The 22,555-nt window shown below is 71.7% G+C and carries 24 protein-coding genes; 10 read left to right on the top strand and 14 right to left on the bottom strand.

The annotated features are described in order from the left end of the window. Nucleotides 1-6 precede the first annotated feature (6 nt). The 3 genes from AB0L75_RS11175 to AB0L75_RS11165 form a co-directional block, all read right to left on the bottom strand. Nucleotides 7-1,032: a 6-phosphofructokinase gene (locus AB0L75_RS11175; RefSeq protein WP_365178612.1), complete on the bottom strand. Its 1,026-nt coding sequence runs from the start codon at nucleotides 1,030-1,032 to the stop codon at nucleotides 7-9. Nucleotides 1,033-1,234: 202 nt separating this feature from the next. Next, nucleotides 1,235-1,963, bottom strand: a complete 729-nt coding sequence (locus AB0L75_RS11170) for a glutamine amidotransferase (RefSeq protein ID WP_365178609.1) — start codon at nucleotides 1,961-1,963, stop codon at nucleotides 1,235-1,237. A 21-nt stretch (nucleotides 1,964-1,984) separates the two neighbouring features. Further along, a complete protein-coding gene (locus tag AB0L75_RS11165) occupies nucleotides 1,985-3,223 on the bottom strand; it encodes a MurT ligase domain-containing protein (protein ID WP_365178606.1) in 1,239 nt (412 codons plus the stop codon). A 152-nt stretch (nucleotides 3,224-3,375) separates the two neighbouring features. Here AB0L75_RS11165 and def point away from each other — a divergent pair, with 152 nt between their 5' ends. Beyond that, nucleotides 3,376-3,915, top strand: a complete 540-nt coding sequence (gene def / locus AB0L75_RS11160; protein WP_365178604.1) for a peptide deformylase — start codon at nucleotides 3,376-3,378, stop codon at nucleotides 3,913-3,915. A 13-nt stretch (nucleotides 3,916-3,928) separates the two neighbouring features. Here def and AB0L75_RS11155 read toward each other — a convergent pair whose 3' ends face one another. Further along, nucleotides 3,929-4,570, bottom strand: coding sequence for a TetR family transcriptional regulator (locus tag AB0L75_RS11155; RefSeq protein WP_365178601.1), 642 nt, complete (start codon nucleotides 4,568-4,570; stop codon nucleotides 3,929-3,931). A gap of 169 nt (nucleotides 4,571-4,739) precedes the next feature. Here AB0L75_RS11155 and AB0L75_RS11150 point away from each other — a divergent pair, with 169 nt between their 5' ends. Further along, entirely contained in the window at nucleotides 4,740-5,969 is a 1,230-nt protein-coding gene (locus tag AB0L75_RS11150) for an acyl-CoA dehydrogenase family protein (protein ID WP_365178598.1), read from the top strand. On the opposite strand, the gene AB0L75_RS11145 is transcribed toward AB0L75_RS11150, so the two are convergent. The 3 genes from AB0L75_RS11145 to AB0L75_RS11135 are packed head-to-tail and all read right to left on the bottom strand — an operon-like array spanning nucleotide 5,970 to nucleotide 8,797. Next, the gene (locus AB0L75_RS11145) at nucleotides 5,970-6,503 is read right to left on the bottom strand and encodes a cupin domain-containing protein (RefSeq protein WP_365178596.1); all 534 of its coding nucleotides are present in this window, start codon (nucleotides 6,501-6,503) and stop codon (nucleotides 5,970-5,972) included. A gap of 7 nt (nucleotides 6,504-6,510) precedes the next feature. Further along, nucleotides 6,511-7,725 (bottom strand): cytochrome P450, encoded by a 1,215-nt coding sequence (locus AB0L75_RS11140; RefSeq protein WP_365178593.1) that lies wholly within the window; start codon nucleotides 7,723-7,725, stop codon nucleotides 6,511-6,513. A 7-nt stretch (nucleotides 7,726-7,732) separates the two neighbouring features. Next, nucleotides 7,733-8,797: a type III polyketide synthase gene (locus tag AB0L75_RS11135; protein WP_365178590.1), complete on the bottom strand. Its 1,065-nt coding sequence runs from the start codon at nucleotides 8,795-8,797 to the stop codon at nucleotides 7,733-7,735. Nucleotides 8,798-8,981: 184 nt separating this feature from the next. On the opposite strand from AB0L75_RS11135, the gene AB0L75_RS11130 reads away from it, so the two are divergent. Then, nucleotides 8,982-9,629: a transcriptional regulator gene (locus AB0L75_RS11130; protein ID WP_365178587.1), complete on the top strand. Its 648-nt coding sequence runs from the start codon at nucleotides 8,982-8,984 to the stop codon at nucleotides 9,627-9,629. A gap of 14 nt (nucleotides 9,630-9,643) precedes the next feature. Here the strand turns inward: AB0L75_RS11130 and AB0L75_RS11125 are convergent, their stop codons facing one another. The 4 genes from AB0L75_RS11125 to AB0L75_RS11110 all read right to left on the bottom strand — a co-directional run bounded on the left by AB0L75_RS11125 (nucleotide 9,644) and on the right by AB0L75_RS11110 (nucleotide 13,371). Further along, nucleotides 9,644-9,877, bottom strand: coding sequence for a DUF6213 family protein (locus AB0L75_RS11125; protein ID WP_193433602.1), 234 nt, complete (start codon nucleotides 9,875-9,877; stop codon nucleotides 9,644-9,646). A 25-nt stretch (nucleotides 9,878-9,902) separates the two neighbouring features. Continuing rightward, on the bottom strand, nucleotides 9,903-11,288 hold the full coding sequence (locus tag AB0L75_RS11120; protein WP_365178583.1) for an NADP-dependent succinic semialdehyde dehydrogenase: 1,386 nt from the start codon (nucleotides 11,286-11,288) through the stop codon (nucleotides 9,903-9,905). A gap of 74 nt (nucleotides 11,289-11,362) precedes the next feature. Beyond that, nucleotides 11,363-11,836 carry an NUDIX domain-containing protein gene (locus tag AB0L75_RS11115; RefSeq protein ID WP_365178580.1) on the bottom strand — a complete coding sequence of 158 codons (474 nt, stop codon included), beginning with the start codon at nucleotides 11,834-11,836 and terminating at the stop codon, nucleotides 11,363-11,365. Further along, nucleotides 11,833-13,371, bottom strand: a complete 1,539-nt coding sequence (locus tag AB0L75_RS11110; RefSeq protein ID WP_365178915.1) for an ATP-dependent DNA ligase — start codon at nucleotides 13,369-13,371, stop codon at nucleotides 11,833-11,835. Before AB0L75_RS11110 ends, AB0L75_RS11115 begins: the two co-directional genes overlap by 4 nt. A gap of 871 nt (nucleotides 13,372-14,242) precedes the next feature. Here AB0L75_RS11110 and AB0L75_RS11105 point away from each other — a divergent pair. The 6 genes from AB0L75_RS11105 (at nucleotide 14,243) to AB0L75_RS11080 (ending at nucleotide 19,468) form a co-directional block, all read left to right on the top strand. Then, complete coding sequence (locus tag AB0L75_RS11105; protein ID WP_365178578.1) at nucleotides 14,243-14,818, top strand: XRE family transcriptional regulator; 576 nt, start codon at nucleotides 14,243-14,245, stop codon at nucleotides 14,816-14,818. Nucleotides 14,819-14,924: 106 nt separating this feature from the next. After that, nucleotides 14,925-15,890, top strand: a complete 966-nt coding sequence (locus AB0L75_RS11100; protein ID WP_365178575.1) for an NADPH:quinone oxidoreductase family protein — start codon at nucleotides 14,925-14,927, stop codon at nucleotides 15,888-15,890. Next, nucleotides 15,887-17,068 (top strand): acyl-CoA dehydrogenase family protein, encoded by a 1,182-nt coding sequence (locus AB0L75_RS11095; protein ID WP_365178572.1) that lies wholly within the window; start codon nucleotides 15,887-15,889, stop codon nucleotides 17,066-17,068. Before AB0L75_RS11100 ends, AB0L75_RS11095 begins: the two co-directional genes overlap by 4 nt. Further along, nucleotides 17,065-18,147 (top strand): acyl-CoA dehydrogenase family protein, encoded by a 1,083-nt coding sequence (locus AB0L75_RS11090; protein ID WP_365178569.1) that lies wholly within the window; start codon nucleotides 17,065-17,067, stop codon nucleotides 18,145-18,147. Before AB0L75_RS11095 ends, AB0L75_RS11090 begins: the two co-directional genes overlap by 4 nt. Nucleotides 18,148-18,309: 162 nt before the next feature. Further along, the gene (locus tag AB0L75_RS11085; protein WP_365178566.1) at nucleotides 18,310-19,173 is read left to right on the top strand and encodes a phosphatidylinositol-specific phospholipase C/glycerophosphodiester phosphodiesterase family protein; all 864 of its coding nucleotides are present in this window, start codon (nucleotides 18,310-18,312) and stop codon (nucleotides 19,171-19,173) included. A gap of 100 nt (nucleotides 19,174-19,273) precedes the next feature. Next, entirely contained in the window at nucleotides 19,274-19,468 is a 195-nt protein-coding gene (locus AB0L75_RS11080) for a hypothetical protein (RefSeq protein ID WP_365178564.1), read from the top strand. Between the two features lie 35 nt (nucleotides 19,469-19,503). Here the strand turns inward: AB0L75_RS11080 and AB0L75_RS11075 are convergent, their stop codons facing one another. Together AB0L75_RS11075 and AB0L75_RS11070 are read right to left on the bottom strand one after the other, a co-directional pair. Further along, nucleotides 19,504-20,682 carry a phosphodiester glycosidase family protein gene (locus tag AB0L75_RS11075; RefSeq protein ID WP_365178561.1) on the bottom strand — a complete coding sequence of 393 codons (1,179 nt, stop codon included), beginning with the start codon at nucleotides 20,680-20,682 and terminating at the stop codon, nucleotides 19,504-19,506. A gap of 144 nt (nucleotides 20,683-20,826) precedes the next feature. Further along, complete coding sequence (locus tag AB0L75_RS11070; protein WP_365178558.1) at nucleotides 20,827-21,186, bottom strand: DUF779 domain-containing protein; 360 nt, start codon at nucleotides 21,184-21,186, stop codon at nucleotides 20,827-20,829. A gap of 130 nt (nucleotides 21,187-21,316) precedes the next feature. On the opposite strand from AB0L75_RS11070, the gene AB0L75_RS11065 reads away from it, so the two are divergent. Then, the gene (locus AB0L75_RS11065; protein ID WP_365178555.1) at nucleotides 21,317-21,802 is read left to right on the top strand and encodes a hypothetical protein; all 486 of its coding nucleotides are present in this window, start codon (nucleotides 21,317-21,319) and stop codon (nucleotides 21,800-21,802) included. A gap of 53 nt (nucleotides 21,803-21,855) precedes the next feature. Here AB0L75_RS11065 and AB0L75_RS11060 read toward each other — a convergent pair whose 3' ends face one another. Next, the gene (locus AB0L75_RS11060) at nucleotides 21,856-22,482 is read right to left on the bottom strand and encodes a DedA family protein (RefSeq protein ID WP_365178552.1); all 627 of its coding nucleotides are present in this window, start codon (nucleotides 22,480-22,482) and stop codon (nucleotides 21,856-21,858) included. Between the last annotated feature and the right edge of the window lie 73 nt (nucleotides 22,483-22,555).

Below are 22,555 nucleotides of genomic sequence, written 5' to 3'. Positions count from 1 at the left end.
GGTGAACTAGAGGACGCACTCGGCCTCGTCGTAGCGCTCCACCGGAACGGTCTTCAGGGTCTCGACCGCCTCGGCCAGCGAGACCATCACGATGTCCGTGCCGCGCAGCGCCGTCATCTTCCCGAACTCACCGCGATGCACGGCCTCCACCGCGTGCCAGCCGAACCGCGTGGCGAGCACCCGGTCGTACGCCGTCGGCGTACCGCCCCGCTGCACATGGCCGAGGATCACCGGCCGTGCCTCCTTGCCGAGCCGCTGCTCCAGCTCGACCGAGAGCTGCCGGGCGATCCCGGCGAAGCGCTCGTGGCCGTAGATGTCCTTGCCGCCCTCGTCGAAGTCCATGGTGCCGGCCTTCGGCTTGGCGCCCTCGGCCGCGACCACGATGGCGAACCGCTTGCCGGCCTCGAACCGCTCGCCGACCCTCGCCGTCAACTCCTCGATGTCGAAGGGCCGTTCCGGGACGACGACGGCGTGGGCGCCGGCCGCCATGCCGGAGTGCAGCGCGATCCAGCCGGTGTGCCGGCCCATGACCTCCACGATCAGCACGCGCTGATGCGACTCGGCGGTGGTCTTCAGCCGGTCCAGCGCCTCCGTCGCCACGGTGACGGCCGTGTCGAAGCCGAAGGTGACGTCGGTGACGGCGATGTCGTTGTCGATGGTCTTGGGCACGCCGACGATCGGCAGCCCGCCCGCCGACAGCAGCTGGGCCGCCTTCAGCGTGCCCTCACCGCCGATCGGGATGATCGCGTCCAGGCCGAGTTCCGCGACATGCCCCTTGGCCCGCTCGACACCGTCGCGCAGATGCTCCGGGCGGACCCGGGAGGAGCCGAGGATGGTGCCGCCGCGCGCCAGGATGCCGCCCACGGCGTCCAGGTCGAGTTTGAGGTAGTCGCACTCCAGGAGGCCCTTCCAGCCGTCCCGGAAACCGATGACCTCGTCGCCGTGGTCGGCGACGGCACGGTGCACGACGGACCGGATGACGGCGTTCAGGCCGGGGCAGTCGCCGCCGGACGTGAGGACACCAATGCGCATAGCCCGAAATACCTTCTCAACGTGGGCCGGGTAGACCGGACCACGTTGTCCGGCGGATTCCCGGCCACCCTACCGGCGTGAGGGGGTCGCTCCGTAGCGGGCGTCCGCCTGCTGGACGCGCCCGCACATGTGAGCGGACGGCCTGTCAGGCGGGCCCGTGAGGAGCATGCCGGACCACGCTGAGATCTCGCTGAGACGCTGCTTACGCGGGCTGCTGGGCCGACGCGATGCGCTCGTCGCGCAGCGCCTCGTACCAGCGGTCGTCGACCGGCGGCAGCGCGTTGACGTCGAGCGCCAGCTTCAGCAGCAGGTCGGCGATCTGCGGGTTGCGGGCGAGGACCGGGCCGTGCATGTACGTGCCGAAGACGGTCCCGTTGTACGCGCCCTCCGTGCCGTCCCCGGTGCCGTTGCCCTTGCCGATCTTCACCCGGGCGAACGGGCGGGCGGTCTGGCCGAGGTGGGTGACGCCCTGGTGGTTCTCGAAGCCGGTCAGCTGGGGCAGCCCGAGCTGCGGGTCGATGTCGGCGAGCACATCGCCGACGCAGCGCTCGCCCTCGCCGCGCACCGAGACCACGTCGAGCAGGCCGAGGCCCGGCTCGCGCTGGCCGAGGTCGTTGATGAACTCGTGGCCGAGGATCTGGTAGCCGGCGCACACGGAGAACACGATCGCGCCGTTCTCCACCGCCCGGTGCAGATGCCCGTCACGGCGCAGCCGCTCGGCCGCGAGCCGCTGCGGACGGTCCTCGCCGCCGCCGATCAGATAGATGTCGCCGGAGGTCGGGATCGGCTGGTCGCTGCGCACGTCGAGCCGGGCCACGTCCAGACCGCGCTGCCGGGCCCGCCGCTCCACGACGAGGGCGTTGCCCTGGTCGCCGTAGGTGCTCAGCAGGTCCGGGTAGATCCACACCAGCCGCAGTTGGTTGTCGCTCATGAGGTGATCGCCCTTCGAAGATCAGTTGCCGACGCGGCGGCGCAGGTCCTGGAACGCGGTGTAGTTCGCGATGACCTCGATCCGGCCCGGCGGGCACATCTGCACGGCCTGGTCGAGGTTCTCGCAGACCTGGAAGTGCTGGTTCGCGACCTCCAGACGGACGGCGAGGTCCAGCTTGCGGTCGCCGATCACGAAGATCGGGTGGCCGGTCAGCCGGGTGTAGTCGACGTCCCACAGCCAGGAGGTGTCGGTGCCGTCGGCGCCGCGGGCGTTCACGGACAGGATCACCGGGGCGGGGGGCGGGTCGATCAGGGAGAAGGTCTCCAGCCAGCCGGCCGGGTTCTTGGCCAGCAGCAGCCGCAGATCACGGTTCTCGAACTGCACGACGTCGTACCGGCCGGCCACCGCCTGCACCTGGTACATCCGCTCCAGGGCGACCTGCGGCGGCACCCCGAAGACGGCGGCGACAGCCGCTGAGGAGGCGGCGTTCGCCTTGTTGGCGCGGCCCGGAAGCTGCAGATGGATGGGCCAGGCCGACCCGTGCGGGTCGAGCACGTGGTCCCCGGACAGCGCCCAGGTCGGCTGCGGCCGCCGGAACCCGCACTCACCGCAGAACCAGTCGTCGCCGGGACGCTGCATCACGCCACCGCAGGACGGGCAGGACCAGGCGTCGTCCTTCCACATCTGCCCGGCCGCGACCCAGATCACGTTCGGGGAGGAGGAGGCGGCCCACACCACCAGCGGGTCGTCGCAGTTGGCGACGATGACGGCCTTGGAGCCGGCCAGGCCCTCGCGCCAGTTCTCGGCGAGCATCCGGGTCTCGGCGGCGCGGTCGAGCTGGTCGCGGGAGAGGTTGAGCAGGGCGATGCACTTCGGGTCGGTGTCCCGGGCCACACCGGCCAGGTACTTCTCGTCGACCTCGATGACCCCGAACTTCGCGTCCGAGCCGCCCGCGAGCGCGGAGGTGATGCCGGCCGGCATGTTGGCGCCGAGCGCGTTCGACACGACCGGGCCGGCGGCGCGCAGCGCCTCCGCGATCAGCCGGGTGGTCGTGGTCTTGCCGTTGGTCGCCGACACCAGGACGACGTCCAGGTTCTGCGCGAGCCGGGCGAGCAGGTCGGGGTCGAGTCTCAGCGCGACCCGGCCACCGATCACCGACCCGCTGCCGCGTCCCGCGGCGCGCGATGCCGCAGCGACCGCCTTGCCGGCGGTCACTGCCAGCTTGGCCCGCGGCGTGAGCGGGTCCGAGTTGCCTGCCATCAGTTCTCGATCCTCCTTGCGTACGCGCCGCGCCTTGGGCCATCCGGCAACGTGGTGTGGTGCTCAGCCTATCGAGATCCATTCGCACACCCGAATCCCGGCCCACACCATGCGCGGCGGGCATGAGCTGAAGGAACCGTACCCTTGCCGCTATGCGACACGGCACGATCCCGGGCGCCCGCGGGCGCGTCCGGCCACTTTCCCTGCTCGGAGACGACCCGCTGCGCGAGCAATGCCGGGAAGTCACCGACTTCGGCCCCGATCTCGCGGCTCTCGTGGAGGACTTGTTCGCCACGATGTACGCGGCGCAGGGGGTGGGGCTGGCCGCGAATCAGATCGGGCTGCCGGTGCGGGTGTTCGTCTACGACTGCCCGGACGACGAAGATGTCCGGCATCTCGGACATGTGGTGAACCCCCGGCTGGTCGAGACGGACGGGGTGGTGATCCGGGGGCCCGAGGGCTGCCTGTCCCTGCCGGGGCTGGAGGCGGGGACGGAGCGTTACGACCATGCGGTGGTCGAGGGTTTCACGGTGACCGGGGAGCCGGTCACCGTGCACGGCACGGGGTTCTTCGCGCGGTGTCTGCAGCACGAGTACGACCACCTGGAGGGCCGCGTGTACGCGGATCACCTCACGGGGTGGCGCAAGCGGAGACTGATGAGAAAGATCTCCCGCACTTCATGGAACCGGTGAGGGGAGTCACCCCTCAGAACCCCGGACCTCCCATTCTGTCCCCCGCGGCCGCGAGGCGCCCCCACAGCAGATCGGCGAGCGACCGCACCAGTTCGGCGCGGGAACAGGGCCTTTCGCCCAGCCACCAGTCGCCCGCAGCATGCATCATCCCGACGATCCCGTGCCCCCACACCCGGGCGAGCCGCTGGCTCTCCGGTCCGAGGTCCACCCGCTCCTCGATGACCTGGGCCAGCTCCTCGCCCATGCGCCGAAGCAGCGGAGCCGAGTGCTTGCCGACATCGAAGCCCTGGTCGCCCTGGCTTCCCTCCGCCGGATGCATCAGGAACCGGTACACCTGGGGACGTGCCTCGATCGCGGCGAGATACGTGTCCAGCGTGGACTCGACCCGCTCCCGCCGATCGGCGGGAGCGTCCAGTGCCGCCCGCAGGGAATCGAGCAGCGCGTCCGTGTGCCGCTTGGCGAGCGCGGCGTACAGCCCGCCCTTGTCCCCGAAGTGCCGGTAGAGGATCGGCTTGGTGATGCCGGCCTCCGCGGCGATCGCGTTCATCGATGCCTGCGGGCCGTCGCGCAGCACCACCCGGTCGGCGGCCTCCAGCAGCTCGCGCCGTCGGCGGTCGGCGGACCGCTGCTGGTCGGTCCGCTGTGTGGTGTCCATGTGCTCTCCCCACCCGTGCTGATTCGGTGACGCCTGCGCAAACTAGCACTGACTGTGCCCCTGACATCGAACGGGATACCGAGGCGTCATCGGCGGTTGACTTTTCCTACCCGTCGGTAACAGACTCGGGTTACCGCTAGTAACACCGTATGCCGCCGCTGGAGGGGACATGGCCGAGTTCACCATGGAGCTGAACGACGAACAGAAGGAAGTCCGGGACTGGCTCCATGGCTTCGCCGCCGACGTGATCCGCCCCGCGGCCGCCGAGTGGGACGAGCGCGAGGAGACTCCCTGGCCGGTCATCCAGGAGGCCGCGAAGGTCGGCATCTACTCCCTCGACTTCTACGCACAGCAGTACTTCGACCCCACCGGCCTCGGCATCCCGATGGCCATGGAGGAGCTGTTCTGGGGGGACGCGGGCATCGCCCTCTCCATTGTGGGCACCGGCCTGGCCGCCGTGGGCGTTCTCGCCAACGGAACCGAGGAACAGATCGGCACCTGGATCCCGCAGATGTACGGCGACCAGAACGACGTCAAGGTCGCCGCGTTCTGCTCCTCCGAGCCCGACGCCGGCTCCGACGTCGCCTCCCTGCGCACGCGTGCCGTGTACGACGAGGCCAAGGACGAGTGGGTGATCAACGGCACGAAGACCTGGGCGACCAACGGCGGCATAGCCAACGTCCACGTCGTCGTCGCCAGCGTCGAACCGGAGCTGGGCTCCAAGGGCCACGCGTCCTTCATCGTCCCGCCGGGCACGGAGGGCCTCGCCCAGGGCCAGAAGTTCAAGAAGCACGGGATCCGTGCCTCGCACACGGCCGAGGTGATCCTGGACAACGTCCGCGTTCCCGGTTCCTGCCTGCTCGGCGGCAAGGAGAGGCTGGACGAGCGGCTGGCCCGCGCCAGGGAGAAGGCGAAGGCCGCCGGAGGCGAGCGCGTGAAGAACGCGGCCATGGCCACGTTCGAGGCGTCCCGCCCGGCCGTCGGCGCGATGGCGGTCGGCACCGCCCGGGCCGCGTACGAGGTCGCCCTCGACTACGCCAGGACCCGCGAGCAGTTCGGGCGGCCCATCATCGACAACCAGGGCGTCGCCTTCCAGCTCGCGGACATGCGGACGCAGATCGACGCGGCCCGGCTGCTGGTCTGGCGTGCCTCGTGGATGGCCGTCAACGGCAGGCCGTTCACCGCCGCCGAGGGATCCATGTCGAAGCTCTTCGCCAGTGAGACCGCGAAGAAGGTGACCGCGCAGGCCATTCAGATCCTGGGCGGCAACGGGTACACCCGGGAGTACCCGGTGGAGCGGATGCACCGGGACAGCGCGATCTACACGATCTTCGAGGGGACGAGCGAGATCCAGCGGCTCGTCATCGCGCGTACGCTGGCCGGGATGCCGATCAGGTAGTCATCTGCGCCTCAGCGGAGTCAGCTGCTGGATGTCGTACTTGGCGCGTAGCGCCTCGATGGCCTCCTGGTCCGGCGGGCCGCCGTTGCCGAGGATCTCCAGCAGCTCCTCGAAGTAGCGCTCGTGGTCCGGTGGGGGAGACGCCTGGAAGAACATCTTCGCGGGTGCGTCCGTCGGGTTGGTGAAGGCGTGCGGGCACCCTGGTGGTACGACGACGAGCGTGCCCGGGGTCGCCCGTACCACTTTGCCGCCCGAACTCGACTCCCACCTCTGCCAGTTGTCGGGGGTGCGGATGCGCGGCTCGAAGGCGAGGACGTCCAGTTCCCCCTCCAGGACGTAGAACAGCTCCTCGCTGCGGGTGTGCACATGCGCGCCCACGTCGAAGCCCGGCGGGACCTCCACCTCGAAGGTGGAGGCCATCCGCGAATGCGTGCCGGTGACCTTGAACGTGACCCGCTGGGCCGGGGTCTCCACGACACGGCCGTGGCCCGGCGGCACATACAGGCCCTCGGTCAGTCCCTCGGTCCAGGTCATGGGCTGCTCACCAGGTCACCGGCAGGGCCTCGGGACCCCGGATCAGCGCGCCCTTCTTGAAGGGCACCTGCTCCGGCGGTACGGCCAGACGCAGGCCCGGCACCCGGTCCAGCAGGGCGTCCACCATGAGTTCCTCCTCCAGCCGGGCCAGCATGTTGCCGGGGCAGAAATGCGGGCCGAAGCCGAAGGACACATGGGGGTTCGGGCTGCGGGAGAAGTCGATGGTCTCCGGGTCGGGGAAGACCTCCGGGTCGCGGTTGGCGGCCAGGTAGGAGTTGTAGACCGCGTCGCCCGCGCGGATCCGCACGCCCCGGATCTCCACGTCCTCCATGGCGATCCGGGACAGGCCGACCGCGCTGCGGTGCGGGATCCAGCGCAGGAGTTCGTCGATCGCCTTGGGGCGGATCTCAGGTTCCGCGCGCAGCCGGTCCACCAGGTCGGGCCGGGTCAGCAGCAGATAGAACATCTGCCCGCTGTTGTTGGTGACCGCCTCGCCGCCGATCTGCAGGAGACCGGCCAGGCCGACGGCCTCCTCCAGTGTCACCTCGCCCCGGCCCACCGCGGCGCCGAGCAGTGAGGTGACGTCCTCGGCCGTGCTGTTCTCGCGCAGCCCGATCAGGTCGGAGAAGTAGGCGGCCATCTCCCGCTTGGCCTTCTCACTGACCTCCTTGCCGTTCGAGGAGGACAGGATGAGCTGCGTCCAGGTGTGCATGATGTGCCGGTCGGCGGCCGGGACGCCCATCATTTCGCAGATCACCGCGATCGGGAACGGGCTGAGGATCGTGGCCGTGAGATCGGCGGGCGGGCCGTCCTGGAGGAGTTCGTCGACCAGTTCGTCGAGCATGGCGCGCGCCTTCTCGCGTACCCGCTCCACCCCCTTCGTGGTGAACGCGGCCGCCACCGAGCGGCGCAGCCGGGTGTGGTCGGGCGGGTCGAGGAAGCCGACCGCGCCCGGGTCCGGGATGAAGTGCGGGGCCAGCCGGGTGACCGGCTTCTTCATGACCTCCTCGCGGCTGAAGCGGGGGTCGTTGGTGACCATGCGCACGTCGTCCATCCGCGTCACCAGCCAGGCCCAGCCTTCGCCGTTGGGCAGCTGGATGCGGGTGACCGGTCCTTCGCGCATCAGCTCTCTCAGCACCGGGTCGAAGTCCGTCCCGGTCAGGTCGAGCGCCGGCCAGTGCCGGATCGGGGGCAGGGTCTCGGTGAGCGTCTCTTCGGTCATGCCGTACTCATGCCGTTTCTCGGTCAGAGCTGCGCCAGCGGCCCAGCGCCATTTCCGCGGTGATGCCGGGCCCGAACCCGGCGAGGAGCCCGCGCGCCCGGTGCTCGGCGCCGCCCTCGTCGAACATCCGGCGCAGCGCGTCCAGCACGACGCCGGAGGCGATGTTGCCGTACTCGGTGAGGGTGGCCCGGCTGAACCGGAACGCGTGCGGGTCGACCTGGAGGAACTTGCTGAGGTCGTCGAGGATGCGCGGGCCGCCGGCGTGGACGATGTAGAAGTCCAGGTCGGACGCGTCCCAGCCGTGCATGCCCGCGAGGTCCTGGAGGGCCGGGGCCAGCGGCTCCATCGTGGCAGGCACCCGCTTGTCGAGCAGGAAGTGGAACCCGGTCGCCCGGACGTCGTACATGATCCACTCCTCGGTCTTCGGGATCAGGTACGAGCCGTTGCGCTCCAGCTCGACGCCGGTGCCGCCCTTGCCGCGGACCACGGCGGCGGCTATGCCGTCACCGAACAGACCGTTGGAGAGCAGCGAGCCGACACCCAGGTCGGTGGGCTGGTAGCACAGCGAGCAGAACTCGCAGGCCACGATCAGTGCGTTGGCCTCGGGGTAGGCCGTGCAGAAGTCGTGCGCGCGGTTGATCGCCGCGCCGCCGGCCGCACAGCCCAGCTGGGCTATGGGGAACTGCCGGGTCGTGGAGTCGAAGTCCATCTCGTTGATCAGCCACGCCGTGAGCGAGGGCATCATGAAGCCCGTGCACGAGACGTAGATGATCACGTCGATGTCGGTGGTGAGGAGTTCCGCGTCGTCGAGCGCCCGCTGGATCACCGCGGGGACGCGTGCCTTGGCCTCGGCCTCGTAGAGCTTGTTGCGCTCCGCGAAGCCGGGGTGCTTGAGGGTTTCCTCGATGGGCTGCACGATGTGCCGGGTCCTGACGCCCGTGTTCTCGATCAGCCGCAGCGCGAGCGGCAGTTGCGGGTGATCGGCGTGACGGGAGCGCGCCAGCTCGAGCGTCTCCTCCATCGTGATCACGTGCTCCGGAACCGACACCGAGGGTCTGCACAAAGTCGCCATGAACCGTGCCTGCTTTCAGCCTTCCGGAAGGCCTTCGCCCACCGGTCAGAAGGTCGTTCACCTTGGGAGGTGGTTCACCCACGATCACTCGGTCCGGCGACGTTCTCTCGCCGAACTACTCCAGACCGGGGACACCGTGTCAGGCTCGGACGAGAAGCCGCACGTCCGCGCGAGGGAGAACACCATGACGGCAACGGCCGGTGACCTGCTGCAGACGACCGTCAGGGCACTCGCCCCGGACCCGGAGACCAACCCCGTCGTCCCGCTCGTGGAACGCGGCGAGGCGCCCGTGCGGCTGCTGGCGAGGCTCGCCCTGGAACAGCAGTGGGTGATCCCGGCCGACCGCCGCTCCTTCGACCATCTGGCGCAGCGCGCCGAGCCCGCCGCCGCGGCCTTCTTCACCACGCTCGCGACCGGCGAGGAGCTGGCGGCGGCGCACCTGGAGGCCTTCGCCCGGGCCGGCGGAGTGACGGAGGACACCTCCCGCGGCTACGTCCCCCTGGCCGGCTGCCAGGCCTACCCCGCCTACGTCTCCTGGCTGGCCCTCAACGCCGCCCCGGCGGACGTCGTCCTGGCCCTCACGGCGAACTTCTCCGCCTGGGGCGGCTACTGCGCCCGCATCGCGACAGGGCTGCGCACGCACTACGGCTTCGGGGACGAGGCCTGCGCGTTCTTCGACTTCTTCGCCGCACCGGCTCCGGACCTGGACGAACAGGCGACGGCGGCCGTGCAGACGGCCCTGGACACCGGCACCCTGGACCCGGACCGCGCACACACCTACGGAAGCCTGCTTCAGGCATACGAGGGGATGTTCTGGGAAACGCTGCGCTGACCTGCGCCGAAACCCTACGGCGCGCCACTGCTGTGCGCGATGCAGGCGACGTCGATACGATCCGCCAGCTTGGCCAGCTCGATGGTCAAAGCCGCAACCGTGTCCTCGTCCAGCCCCTGCTCCCCGGCCTCGACAAGCCGCAGCCACCGAGCCCCCACGGTCCGCAGCAGCTTGCTCACATCGGCCGCGGCCACCTGCAAGGCCCCGCGGTCGTCCACGATCAGAGGCAGAGTCACTTCGCCGTTCACAGACCGGATGCTAGCCGCGCGGCGCTCACGCACCCTGCCAAACCGTGGTGATGTTGCAGAACTCGCGGATTCCGTGCCCGGACAGCTCACGCCCGTACCCGGACCGCTTGACCCCGCCGAAGGGGAACGCCGGATGGGAGGCCGTCATCCCGTTGACGTACACGGATCCGGCCTCCAGATCCCGCGCGAACCGTTCCACCTCGCCGTCGTCCCGCGTCCACACGTTGGAACTCAGACCGAACGCCGAGTCATTGGCGATGAGCAGCGCCTCGTCCAGGTCGCCGGCCGGGTACAGCGTGGCCACCGGCCCGAACGCCTCCTCCCGGTGGATGCGCATCTCCCGGGTGATCCCGGCCAGCACGGTCGGCGGGTAGTACCAGCCCGGCCCGTCCGGCCGCTCGCCGCCGCACAGCACCCGGGCGCCGCTGCGCTTCGCGTCGTCGACGAGTTCCTCCAGGTCCCGCCGCCCCTGCTCGCTGGCGAGCGGCCCGATCTCGGTGTCCTCCTCCAGCGGGTCGCCGACCTTGAGCGCCCGCATCCCGGCGACGAACTTCTCGGCGAAGGCGTCGTAGACGTCGCGGTGCACGATGAACCGCTTGGCCGCGATGCAGGACTGCCCGTTGTTCTGCACGCGTGCGGTGACCGCGACCTCGGCCGCCCGGTCCAGGTCGGCGGAGGGCATGACGACGTACGGGTCGCTGCCGCCCAGCTCCAGCACCGTCTTCTTGATCATCTCCCCGGCGGTGGCGGCGACCGCCCGGCCCGCGGGCTCGCTGCCCGTCAGCGTCGCCGCCTTCACCCGCTCGTCGCGCAGGATGTCGTCCACCGCGCCCGCGCCGATCAGCAGTGTCTGGAAACAGCCCTCCGTGAAGCCCGCACGGTGGAACAGGTCCTCCAGGTAAAGGGCCGTCTGGGGGACGTTGGAGGCGTGCTTGAGCAGGCCCACGTTGCCGGCCATGAGCGCGGGTGCGGCGAACCGGATCACCTGCCAGAGCGGGAAGTTCCACGGCATCACCGCGAGCACGGGGCCGAGCGGCCGGTAGCGCACCCGTACCCGTGACGCGCCGGAGTCCCGTACGTCCGCCTCGGCGGGCTCCTCGTCGGCGAGCAGCCGCTCGGCGTTCTCGGCGTACCAGCGCATCGCCCTGGCGCACTTGGCGGCCTCCGCCCAGGCCTGCTTGACCGGCTTGCCCATCTCCGTGGTCATCACCCGGCCGATCTCCCGCTGGTCCTCCTCCAGCAGATCGGCGGCCCTCAGCAGCAGTCGGCCGCGGTCGACGAAGGAGGTCGTCCGGTAGGTGCGGAACGTGGCCTCGGCGAGCTGGAGCCGGCGTTCCAGCTCTTCCTCGCCCATGGCCTCGTACGTCTTGAGCGTCTCGCCGTTCGCGGGGTTCACCGTCGCGATGGGCATGGCTGACCTCCCTGGGAGCGGGCTTGCTTCGACCTTCGCGCGCGCTACCGCCGTACGCAACGCGTGGCGTCCCTTCAGGACGAGTGCTCCGCCAGCCGGTCGAGAAACGCGGTCTGTGCCGTGATGATCAGCTCACGGGCCCGGTCCACGCCGAGCCACTCCACCCGGTCCAGCTCCGGGAACTCCCGCATCCGGCCGGACCTCGGCGGCCACTCCATGGTGAAGCTGCCGGGGGCGAATCCCGTCAGATCCGGGTCCGCCTCCACCGCCCACGCCGTGACGACCTTGCCGTTCTTCTGCACGACCTCGCCCAGCGGTACGGCCTCCCCGTCGGGCGGCGCCAGCCCCAGCTCCTCCCGGAACTCGCGCCGGGCGGCCTCCCAGGCGGGCTCGTCGGGCTCGTACTCGCCCTTGGGGACGGTCCACGCCCCCGCGTCCTTCTTCGCCCAGAGCGGACCACCCATATGGCCGAGCAATACCTCCAGGCCCTCATCGGTGTGCCGGAACACCAGCAGTCCCGCGCTGCGTTTCGTCGCACGCACCGTCATGGTCCGACCTCCGGGTGGGCCGCCAGCAGGGCCTCCACCGTATCGGCCTCCTCAGGGCGCTTGTCCTCGCGGTAGCGGACGACGCGGGCGAAGCGCAGGGTGACGCCGGCCGGGTAGCGGGAGGAGCGCTGCAGGCCGTCGTAGGCGATCTCCACGACGAGTTCGGGGCGGACCCGGACCACCCAGCCGTCGTCCTCGACGGCCAGTTCCCGGAGCCGCTCGGTCTGCCAGGCGAGCATCGCGTCGGTCATGCCCTTGAAGGTCTTGCCGAGCATCGCGAAGCCGCCGTCCGGGCTGCGGGCGCCGAGGTGGAGGTTGGACAGCCGGCCCGTGCGGCGGCCGTGGCCCCACTCTGCGGCCAGCACGACCAGGTCGAGGGTGTGGACGGGCTTGACCTTCAGCCAGGAGGCGCCGCGCCGGCCCGCGCTGTAGGGCGCGTCCAGCGCCTTGACCACCACGCCCTCGTGACCGCGGGCCAGGGTCTCGGCGAGGAACCGTTCCGCCGCCGCGATGTCCGCGGGCCCGGCGGCGACCGTCCGGCGTACCCGCATCGGCTCGGGCACCAGCCGGGCCAGCTGAGCGTGCCGCTCGGCGAAGGGCAGGTCCAGCAGATCGGTGCCGTCGACCGACAGGGCGTCGAAGAAGACGGGGGAGACCGGGACCTCCCCGGCGGCCTTCGCCACATCCGTCCGGGAGCCGACCCGGCCCGCCGTCTCCTGGAAGGACCGGGGCCGCCCGGCGCTGTCGAAGGAGATCACCTCGCCGTCCAGGATGAACCGCTCGCCCGCCAACTCCCGTGCGGCAGCGGTCACTTCGGGCAGCCGGTCGGTGATGTCGTCCAGGGTGCGGGTGTGCACGCGGACCGTGTCGCCGTCCCGGTGCACCTGCACCCGGATGCCGTCCAGCTTCTCCTCCACCGCGCACGCGCCCAGTTTCTGCACCGCCTCGGCGACCGAGGACGCGCTGTGCGCCAGCATCGGCAGTACCGGCCGGCCCACGGTGAGCCGGAACCGCTCCAGCGCCCCCGGCCCCTCGGCGAGCAGGTCCCGGGCGACCGTCTGCAGCGACCCGGCGAGCATCACCGCCCGCCGTACGGCGGCCGGGTCGGCGCCGGTCGCCCGGGCGAGGCCCTCCACTGCGACGGCGTCCAGCGCGCCCTGCCGTACCTCGCCGGTGAGCAGACCGAACAGGAAGCGCTGCTCCTCCTCGGTGGCCGCGCCCATCAGCTCGCCGACGAGCCGGGCCCGCTGCGCCTGCGCGCCCGCCCCCGACACCTTGCCCAGCTCGCTGAGCAGCGTGTCGACCTCGCGGACCGTGAGGCCGGGCGCGGCGGCCGGCGGCACCGGGCGGCTCAGCACCTTCCAGCCGACGCCGAGCCGGCCCTGCGGGAGCCGTCCGGCCAGATACGGGATGACGATCGGCACATCGTCCGGCTCCGCCTCCCGGAACAGCTCCGCGAGCAGCGCCGTCTTGCGGGACCGGGCCGCCGTCGCGGCGACCTCCCGGGACACCTGGGCGAGCCGGGCGAGCAGCATGCAGCCATGGTGCACCGGGGGAGCGGCGGCTACACCCGGACGGAGCCGAGGTCCGCCGTCAGCGGCTCCCCGCTGATCGCCGCCCCCGCCCGGTAGCCGCAGCTCGCCGCGTTGATGACCTGCCCGGCGAATCCGCTCGCGCTGCCCGCCGCCCACAGCCCGGGCACGCTCGTCGATCACCGGACAACTGCCGAACGGTCTCCCGCGCGGTCCGGCGCCCAGCTCCACCAGCAGGTCGTTTCGGGGCACGGCGTGCGGGGCGGCGTAGAGCACTTCGCGGTCGTGGACCGTCCTGTCCGCGAGCCGGACCCCGGTGAGCCGGCCGCCCGTGACGAGGACTTCCGTGACCTCGCCGGGCGCGACCGCGAGCCCGGCGGCGGCCAGCCGGCGCAGATCGTCGCCGGTCGGCTCCGACTCGCCCGGCCGAACCGCTCGGCCGGCCCCGCGACCCTCGGGCAGCTCCACCAGCAGGTCGTTTCGGGGCACGGCGTGCGGGGCGGCGTAGAGCACTTCGCGGTCGTGGACCGTCCTGTCCGCGAGCCGGGCCCCGGTGAGCCGGCCGCCCGTGACGAGGGCTTCCGTGACCTCGCCGGGCGCGACCGCGAGCCCGGCGGCGGCCAGTCGGCGCAGATCGTCGCCGGTCGGCTCCGACTCGCCCGGCCGAACCGCTCGGCCGGCCCCGCGACCCTCGGGCAGCTCGCCCTTCAGGCCCGGGGCGATCACCAGCTGCCGGGCTCGTACCCTTCGGCCGCAGGCGAGCCTCGTCGTGAAGCCCTCGGCGTCCCTGCCCGCACCGGGCGATCTCCTCGCGGCCGACCGCAGGGGCCCGGCGGGATTGACAAACAAGTTTGCCGAAACTGCAATACGCATCATGAGCAGTGAGGACGTTCTCGCCGAGGTCGGTCCGCGGCTCCGGCGTATCCGCAAGGAGCGGCAGGTGACCCTGGCCGCGCTGTCCGAGGCCACCGGAATCTCCGTCAGCACCCTCTCCCGGCTGGAGTCCGGCCTGCGCAAGCCCAGCCTCGAACTGCTGCTGCCGATCGCCCAGGCCCATCAGGTGCCGCTGGACGAGCTGGTCGGCGCGCCGCCGGTGGGGGACCCGCGGGTGCGGGCCAAGCCGATCGTGCGGGGCGGGCGCACCCACTGGCCGCTGACCCGCCAGCCCGGCGGCCTGCAGGCCTTCAAGGTGCTGGAACCGCAGCGCAAGCAGGAGCCCGACCCGCGCACCCACGAGGGGTACGAGTGGCTGTACGTGCTGTCGGGCCGGCTGCGACTGGTCCTCGGCGCGCACGACGTGGTGCTGTCGGCGGGGGAGGCCGCCGAGTTCGACACCCGCGTGCCGCACTGGTTCGGGTCGACGGGCGAGGGGCCGGTGGAGTTCCTCAGTCTGTTCGGGCCGCAGGGGGAGCGGATGCACGTACGGGCGCGGCCGTCGTCCGGCACGTGACTCATGCGACGCGCGCCGACGCGCGGCCCCTGTTCCCTGATCGGCAAGCGACCGCTTAGTATGCGGTCGGACCCGGTCAGACGAAGCAGTCCCGTGGAGGCCCCGCATGCAGGCATGGCAAGTGCACGAGAACGGCGAGCCGAGCGAGGTGATGCGCCTGGCGGAGGTGGAGCGGCCCACGCCCGGTGACGGCCAGGTGCTGGTGCGCGTGCGCGCCGCCAACATCAACTTCCCGGACGCGCTGCTGTGCCGGGGCCAGTACCAGGTGCGCCCGCCGCTGCCGTTCACGCCCGGCGTGGAGATCTGCGGCGAGACCGAGGACGGCCGCCGGGTGATCGCCAACCCCGCGCTGCCCTGCGGCGGTTTCGCCGAGTACGCCCTCGCCGACGCCCGCGCCCTGCTGCCCGCGCCCGAGGCGCTGGACGACGCCGAGGCCGCCGCGCTGCACATCGGCTACCAGACCGGCTGGTTCGGCCTGCACCGCCGGGCCCGTCTGGAGGCCGGGGAGACCCTGCTCGTGCACGCCGCCGCCGGAGGAGTCGGCAGCGCCGCCGTGCAGCTCGGCAAGGCGGCCGGCGCCACCGTGATCGGTGTCGTCGGCGGCGCGGACAAGGCCGCCGTGGCCCGCGAGCTGGGCTGTGACGTGGTGGTCGACCGCCGCAGTGAGGATGTCATCGCCGCCGTGAAGGAGGCCACCGGCGGCCGCGGCGCCGACGTGATCTACGACCCCGTCGGCGGCGCGGCCTACGCCCAGTCCGCCAAGCTCGTCGCCTTCGAGGGCCGGATCGTCGTCGTCGGCTTCGCCAGCGGCTCCATCCCCAGCCCGGCCCTCAACCACGCGCTGGTGAAGAACTACTCGATCCTCGGCCTCCACTGGGGCCTGTACAACACCAAGAACCCCAAGCTGGTCCTGCGCTGCCACGAGGAGCTGACCGAGCTGGCCGCCCGGGGCGCGATCAAGCCGCTGGTGAGCGAGCGGGTCCCGCTCGGCGAGGCCGCCGCGGCCGTGCAGAGGGTCGCGGACGGCCGGTCCACCGGCCGGATCGCCGTCGTGATGGAGGGAGCAGCATGACCGACGCCGAAGAACTTCGCCGCCGCACCAGGGAGTTGCTGACCCAGCACCCCCCGGCGAGCACCGACCGCCTCGACTTCCTGCGCGCCCGCTTCGACGCCGGCCTCGCCTGGGTGCACTACCCGGAGGGCCTCGGCGGACTGGGCGCCCCGCGCTCCCTGCAGGGCGTCGTGGACGCCGAGCTGGAGGCCGCGGGCGCCCCCGACAACGACCCCCGGCGCATCGGCATCGGCCTGGGCATGGCCGCGCCGACGATCCTCAAGTACGGCACGGACGAGCAGAAGCAGCGGTTCCTGCGGCCCCTGTGGACGGGCGACGAGGTCTGGTGCCAGCTGTTCAGCGAGCCCGGCGCCGGCTCCGACCTGGCCGCGCTCGGCACCCGGGCCGTACGGGAGGGCGAGGACTGGGTCGTCAACGGGCAGAAGGTGTGGACCTCCAGCGCCCACCTCGCCCGCTGGGCCATCCTCATCGCCCGCACCGACCCGGACGTGCCCAAGCACGCGGGCATCACGTACTTCGTCTGCGACATGACCGACCCGGGCGTCGAGGTCCGGCCGCTGCGCCAGATCACCGGCGAGGCCGAGTTCAACGAGGTCTTCCTCACCGGCGTCCGCATCCCCGACACCCGCCGCCTCGGCGAGGTCGGCGACGGCTGGCGGGTCGCCCAGACCACCCTCAACAACGAGCGCGTGGCCATCGGCGGCATGCGGCTGCCCCGCGAGGGCGGCATGATCGGCCCGGTCGCCCAGACCTGGCGTGAGCGCCCCGAGCTGCGCACTCACGAGCTGCACCAGCGGCTGCTGAAGCTGTGGGTCGAGGCCGAGGTCTCCCGCCTCACCGCGGAGCGCCTGCGCCAGCAGCTCGCCGTCGGCCAGCCCGGCCCCGAGGGCGCCGGCATGAAGCTCGCCTTCGCCCGCCTCAACCAGGAGATCAGCGGCCTGGAGGTCGAACTCCGCGGTGAGGAGGGCCTGTTGTACGACGACTGGACCATGCGCCGCCCCGAGCTGGTCGACTTCACCGGCCGCGACGCCGGCTACCGCTATCTGCGCTCCAAGGGCAACAGCATCGAGGGCGGGACCAGCGAGGTCCTGCTGAACATCGTCGCCGAGCGGGTTCTCGGCCTGCCCGCCGAGCCGCGCACCGACAAGGACGTCGCATGGAAGGACCTGGCCCGATGAGCACACAGCGCGACCTGCTGTACTCGGAGGAGGAAGAGGCGCTGCGGGCCGCCGTACGGGACCTCCTCACGGACCACTGCACGCCCGCGGACGTCGTCGCCCGCATCGAGTCCGACGCCCCGCACGACCTCGCCCTGTGGAAGTCCCTCGCCGAGGACATGGGCCTCGCCGGGCTCCTGGTGCCCGAGGAGCAGGGCGGCCAGGGCGCCTCCGCCCGCGAAGTCGCCGTGGTCCTGGAGGAGTTGGGCCGAGCGGTCGCCCCCGTGCCGTACCTCACCAGCGCCGTCGTCGCCACCGAGGCCCTGCTGGCCTGCGGCGACGAGGAACTCCTGGGACAGCTGGCCTCCGGGCGTACCATCGGCGCCTTCGCGGTCGGCCTGCACACGGCGCCGGGCGCCGCCGCCAAGGCCGTACGGCTCGAAAGCGGCACTCTGCACGGGGAGTTGACAGGCATCGCGGATGCGGCCGCGGCCGACGTCCTGCTCGTCCCGGCCGACGACGGCGGCCTGTACGCCGTGGCCGCGGACGCCGTGACGGTCACCCCGCAGATCTCCCTGGACCTGACCCGGCCACTGGCGACGGTCCGCCTGGCGGGTGCCCCCGGCCGCCGTGTCGGCGACGCGGAACCCGCCGTACGACGCGCCCTGCGCGCCGCCGCCGCACTGCTCGCCTCCGAACAACTCGGCGTCGCGGAGTGGGCGTTGACCGAGACGGTCCGCTATCTGAAGGAGCGCAAGCAGTTCAACCGGCCGGTCGGCGGATTCCAGGCCCTCAAGCACAGGCTCGCCCAGCTGTGGCTGGAGGTCGTGAACCTGCGGGCGGCCGCGCGGGCCGCCGCCGACGCGTTGGCCTCCGGCGAGGACACGGATGTCTCGGCCGCCGTCGCACAGGCGTATGCGGCGCCCGTGGCCGTCCACGCCACCGAGGAGGCGCTGCAGCTGCACGGCGGGATCGGTATGACCTGGGAGCATCCGATCCACCTGGCCCTGAAGCGGGCCAAGGCCGACTCGATCGCCTATGGCACGGCCGGGGCCCACCGGGAGGCGCTGGCCGCACTGGTCGACCTCCAGGCACCCTGACCCGACCCGGGTGAAGCCTGCCCCACCCGGGGCGGGCTTTCTCGGGTCCATGCTCCGGAGAAGTGAACAACGCGCCAACTCCCCGCGAGAGCAGGCGCCTTCGGTGGTAGAGGCACGCATACTCCCTTCGGTCCCATCCGGCACCTCAAAGGGAGGCAGAGCATGGCCCTCACCACCCGTCGCAGAGCCCTCACCACCCTCGGCGCCGCCCTCGCCGGCGCGGTCACCCTGCCCGCCGCCCAGGCCAGGGCGGACGGCTCCCACCATGGCGCGCACCCGCTGTGGAACGCGCACGCCCACAACGACTACGAGCACCCCCGGCCCCTGTTCGACGCGCTCGACCACCGCTTCGGCAGCGTCGAGGCCGACATCTTCCTCGTCGACGACCAGCTCCTCGTCGGTCACGACACCTCAGAGCTGGACCCGACCCGCACCCTCGAATCCCTCTACCTCGACCCGCTCGCCGCCCTGATCCGGGCCAACCACGGCTCCGTCTACCGGGGGTGGCGCCGGCCGCTGCAGCTCCTCATCGACATCAAGACCGAGGGCTCGTCGACGTACCTCGAACTCGACCGCCATCTGCGCCGCCATCCACACCTGTTCACCCGGTACGCGCACGGCCGGGTGCACCCCCGACCCATCACCGCCGTCATCTCCGGCGACCGCGCCGCCCGCATCCCCATGGAGGCGCAGGAAGAGCGGCTCGCCTTCTACGACGGCCGGCTCACCGACCTCGGCAGCACCGCCCCCGCCTCCTTCATCTCGCTGATCAGCGACAACTGGACGCAGGTCTTCACCTGGTCCGGTGACGGCGCCTTCCCCGACGTCGAGCGGCAGAAGCTGCACGGCATCACCGCCGCCGCTCACGCGCGGGGGCAGCAGGTGCGGTTCTGGGCCACCCCGGACGCCGCGGGCCCGGCCCGCGACGCCCTGTGGACGGAGCTGCTCGCCGCCGGCGTCGACTTCCTCAACACCGACGACCTGGCCGGCCTGGAAGCCTTCCTCGACGCGCACCCCGCCGCGTAACCACACGTTTGGGGGACACGTCAGCCGCCCGGACGAACCCTCCGCTACGCCACACTTACGGCCGAACGCCGCTCAAGGGGCGTGGCGGAGGAGGTTCCCGGTGGTCATTCCCATCTCTGCAGTGCTGTTGCTGCTGATCCTGGCCGTGATCTTCGTGCGCAACGGCGCGTTGAAGGTCTCCCACGCTCTGGTCTGCGTGCTGCTCGGCTTCTTCCTGGCCGGCACGAGCATGGCGCCCACCATCCACAGCGGGCTCACCACGACCGCCGACCTGGTGAGCAGCCTGCGGCCCTGAGACAGGGGCCGAGCGGCCCGGCTCAGGGGGGGCGTTCAGGGGGTCGTGAAGACGCCGACGCCGTTCGCGACGGGGCGCTCGGCGCCGGCGCTCGGATGGTTGCGGACCGTCACAGTGCTCGCTCCCGCGTCGCGGGTGACCAGCTCCGTGGAGCCGCCGCCGTCGAGGTTGAACGCGTCGGACGCGCCCAGCGCCCGCATCGTGCCGGCCTCCTCCTCGACCGTGATGCCGGCCCGGTAGACCTCGGCCCCGTCCAGCGCCATGATCAGCAGCTGCCGTCCGCCGCCCTTGAAGCCCACGACCGTGCGCACGGCCGCGGTGCCGTTGTCGAGACCGGTCAGCACCTGCCCGTTCCTCAGCACCGGGAAGCCGCCGATCGCGCACGCGTACGGCGTCCCGGACGAGGCGGCCACCAAGCGGTGCGTCACGGTCACCGAGGCACCGACCGCGAGCTTGCGCAGCTGCCGCGCCCCCTCTTCACGGCCCACCAGGACCGTGGTGTCCGCCGGGATCGCGCCGCTGCCCGGGGTGCCGGCGGCGGAGACCACCCGGCCGCCGCGCACCGTCACCTCGTAGGTGTCGGTGCTGCACGGGGCCGACCGCTGGGTGTCGGTGCCGCACACCGAGCGCATCCGGGAGGCGCTGCCCCACCGCGAGGTGAAGGCGCCGACGGAGTTCTCCGGGAGCGCGTACTGGTTGAGGCCCTTCAGCGGGATCGTGCCTTCCGGCGTCCTGACGCCGCCGGCCAGGGACAGCCGGTCCAGCCGGGCCCGCCGGTCGGTGCCCACCCCGAAGACGTCCTGGGTGCTCGTGCCCGGCGGCAGGGCGGGTCCGAACCGCTGGCCCTGCGGTACCGCCGCCTTGAGCACCTGCCCGTCCGCGATCGCCGGTCCGACGCTCGCTCCCGTGGCCTGCACGCCCGGGTGCTGGGTCTCGGTGATGTTGAAGAAGTCACCGTTGACCCCCGCGACGGCCCCGGCCGAGTCCGCCATCCCCGAGACGGTCTCCCGGGCCGCCACCGCGCCCGGGTGGAGCAGGTCCACACGAACGTGTGGATTGGCCAGGTCGACCGTGAGCAGATGAGCGTGCGCCTTGCCCGCGCTCGCCTCGATGTCGAACTGCCGGTAGGTGACTCCCGGCGCGATCCGCCCGCCGGCCTCGACGGCACCGGCCGGTGCCGCCCCCGCCAGGGCCGCACCGGCCAGCACACCCAACGCCGTGACGATTGTGAGAACCGCTCTGCCCGCTGCCGAACGCCTGCGACGTCTGGTCACCGTGTCCCCTGATGTCTCGTCAACTGTCCCTGTCGTACGGGTCTTACGGGGCAGTGGACCAGACCACGGCGACCACCGGGCCGACTAGACGTCGACTACGCGAGAACGAGTGAGAAAACGCACCCCCTCGGGCGCTTCGAGTGAAAAGCCGCTACCCCGTCCGGGTACGACGTCCACGATCAGCCGGGTGTGGCTCCACACCTCGTACTGACTGCGGGACATCCAGAAGGTGACGGGCTCGGTCACCCCGTCCACCGTCAGTTCCGCCAGCAGCACGTCCGAGTCGCCGGTGCGGAACTCGCCGTCCGGGTAGCACATGGGGGCACTGCCGTCGCAGCAGCCGCCCGACTGGTGGAACATCAGCGGGCCGTGCTCGGCGTGCAGCCGCCGCACCAGCTCGGCCGCCTGAGGGGTGAGTTGGACACGCGGGGCTTTCTCAGCCATGGGGCACCGTCCTGAAGGGCTGGGGCACGGAGTGGGAACCGATCCAGTCTCACGGCTCGTCACAGACCCGTCCAGAACGCGTCGTCGAGGTCGGCCGGACCGGCGGGCCGCGGGCTGACAGGATGGACACATGTGCGCATTTTCCGGCCATCCCGAGCCGCGCCTCGTGCCCGTCGGCGAATACCCGTGCTGGGACGAGCCACTGGCGGCCGTCAACCGGGACCTGGCCGCGACCCTCCCCGACCAGCGTCCGCTGCGCCTGATCGCCTACCCGGAGACCGAGGAGGACGAGTACGTCTATGTGGCCCTCGCCAACGGCGAGGCGCACGGCACCTCCCTGATACCGGCGCAGTCCGCCACCGAAGCCCTGATGGCCGTCGCCGACGCCGCCCAGGACACGGTGACGGAGCGGCTGTGGCGGGCATGGCCGCTCTGTACGGTCCATGACCTCGGCATGCACCCGCGCGACATCGACGGACGGCCGTCCTGGTGGTGCGCGGGCGGCTCCCGCCGGGGCGACCCGGCCCACGTCCGCGCGGCGATCGGCGAACTGGACACGCTCGAACACCCCCGCCGCCCCAACCGCAAGCGCCCCAAGGCTCGCAGACTCCGCTGACCGATGCCGCCCACGCACTGACACCGCTTCACCGGGCGCCCCTCGAATCGACTTCAGCGCGGCCGGCGCCGGTCTCGGCGGGCCTCGATCAGCAGGGGCAGCATCGACACCACGACGACCACGGCCACCAGCGGCAGCAGATAGTCGTCGAGGTGCGGGACGGAGGACCCCAGGCTGTAGCCGGCGAGGACGAGCGTCTGCGACCACAGCAGCCCGCCCACGGTCTGCCACAGTGTGAAGGTGCGCACGGGCACCCCGAGCGCACCGGCCACGGGGTGCAGGACCGTGCGCAGCATCGGCACGAACCGGCCGATGACCAGCGCCTTCCCGTAGCCGTACCGGGCCAGCGACTGCTCGGCCCGGACGGCGGCCGCCTTCACCCGCCGGCTGGAGGTACGGGCCAGCAGCGCCCGTCCGCCGTGCCGCCCGATCAGATACCCGACCTGTCCGCCGGCCACCGCTCCGACGGCCGCGCAGAGCAGTACCTGCCACAACGCCAGCCGGGGCGGCTGATGCGCGGTTCCGGCGCACAGCACACCGGCCGGGAACAGCAGGGTGTCACCGGGCAGGAAGAAGCCGACGACCAGCAGACCGGACTCGGCGAAGATCACCACGAGGACGCCGAGCGCGCCGAAGGCGGCCAGCACCGAGGCGCTGTTCAGCGGGTTGACGGCAATCACCGGGCCGAGCCTCCTGGCCTTCTCGCAGGGGTACCCGCTCACCAGCATCGCCCGTACACCCCGAATCCGCCCG

It is taken from the genome of Streptomyces sp. NPDC052101 (genome assembly GCF_040680235.1).
GTDB lineage: Bacteria > Actinomycetota > Actinomycetes > Streptomycetales > Streptomycetaceae > Streptomyces.
This window is presented reverse-complemented; position numbering and strand designations above follow the sequence as displayed.

Coding starts and splice junctions, on each gene's coding strand:
- AB0L75_RS11175 (WP_365178612.1), bottom strand. CDS start 1,032: ATGCGCATTGGTGTCCTCACGTCCGGCGGCGACTGCCCCGGCCTGAAC.
- AB0L75_RS11170 (WP_365178609.1), bottom strand. CDS start 1,963: ATGAGCGACAACCAACTGCGGCTGGTGTGGATCTACCCGGACCTGCTG.
- AB0L75_RS11165 (WP_365178606.1), bottom strand. CDS start 3,223: ATGGCAGGCAACTCGGACCCGCTCACGCCGCGGGCCAAGCTGGCAGTG.
- def (WP_365178604.1), top strand. CDS start 3,376: ATGCGACACGGCACGATCCCGGGCGCCCGCGGGCGCGTCCGGCCACTT.
- AB0L75_RS11155 (WP_365178601.1), bottom strand. CDS start 4,570: ATGGACACCACACAGCGGACCGACCAGCAGCGGTCCGCCGACCGCCGA.
- AB0L75_RS11150 (WP_365178598.1), top strand. CDS start 4,740: ATGGCCGAGTTCACCATGGAGCTGAACGACGAACAGAAGGAAGTCCGG.
- AB0L75_RS11145 (WP_365178596.1), bottom strand. CDS start 6,503: ATGACCTGGACCGAGGGACTGACCGAGGGCCTGTATGTGCCGCCGGGC.
- AB0L75_RS11140 (WP_365178593.1), bottom strand. CDS start 7,725: ATGACCGAAGAGACGCTCACCGAGACCCTGCCCCCGATCCGGCACTGG.
- AB0L75_RS11135 (WP_365178590.1), bottom strand. CDS start 8,797: ATGGCGACTTTGTGCAGACCCTCGGTGTCGGTTCCGGAGCACGTGATC.
- AB0L75_RS11130 (WP_365178587.1), top strand. CDS start 8,982: ATGACGGCAACGGCCGGTGACCTGCTGCAGACGACCGTCAGGGCACTC.
- AB0L75_RS11120 (WP_365178583.1), bottom strand. CDS start 11,288: ATGCCCATCGCGACGGTGAACCCCGCGAACGGCGAGACGCTCAAGACG.
- AB0L75_RS11115 (WP_365178580.1), bottom strand. CDS start 11,836: ATGACGGTGCGTGCGACGAAACGCAGCGCGGGACTGCTGGTGTTCCGG.
- AB0L75_RS11110 (WP_365178915.1), bottom strand. CDS start 13,371: ATGCTGCTCGCCCGGCTCGCCCAGGTGTCCCGGGAGGTCGCCGCGACG.
- AB0L75_RS11105 (WP_365178578.1), top strand. CDS start 14,243: ATGAGCAGTGAGGACGTTCTCGCCGAGGTCGGTCCGCGGCTCCGGCGT.
- AB0L75_RS11100 (WP_365178575.1), top strand. CDS start 14,925: ATGCAGGCATGGCAAGTGCACGAGAACGGCGAGCCGAGCGAGGTGATG.
- AB0L75_RS11095 (WP_365178572.1), top strand. CDS start 15,887: ATGACCGACGCCGAAGAACTTCGCCGCCGCACCAGGGAGTTGCTGACC.
- AB0L75_RS11090 (WP_365178569.1), top strand. CDS start 17,065: ATGAGCACACAGCGCGACCTGCTGTACTCGGAGGAGGAAGAGGCGCTG.
- AB0L75_RS11085 (WP_365178566.1), top strand. CDS start 18,310: ATGGCCCTCACCACCCGTCGCAGAGCCCTCACCACCCTCGGCGCCGCC.
- AB0L75_RS11070 (WP_365178558.1), bottom strand. CDS start 21,186: ATGGCTGAGAAAGCCCCGCGTGTCCAACTCACCCCTCAGGCGGCCGAG.
- AB0L75_RS11065 (WP_365178555.1), top strand. CDS start 21,317: ATGTGCGCATTTTCCGGCCATCCCGAGCCGCGCCTCGTGCCCGTCGGC.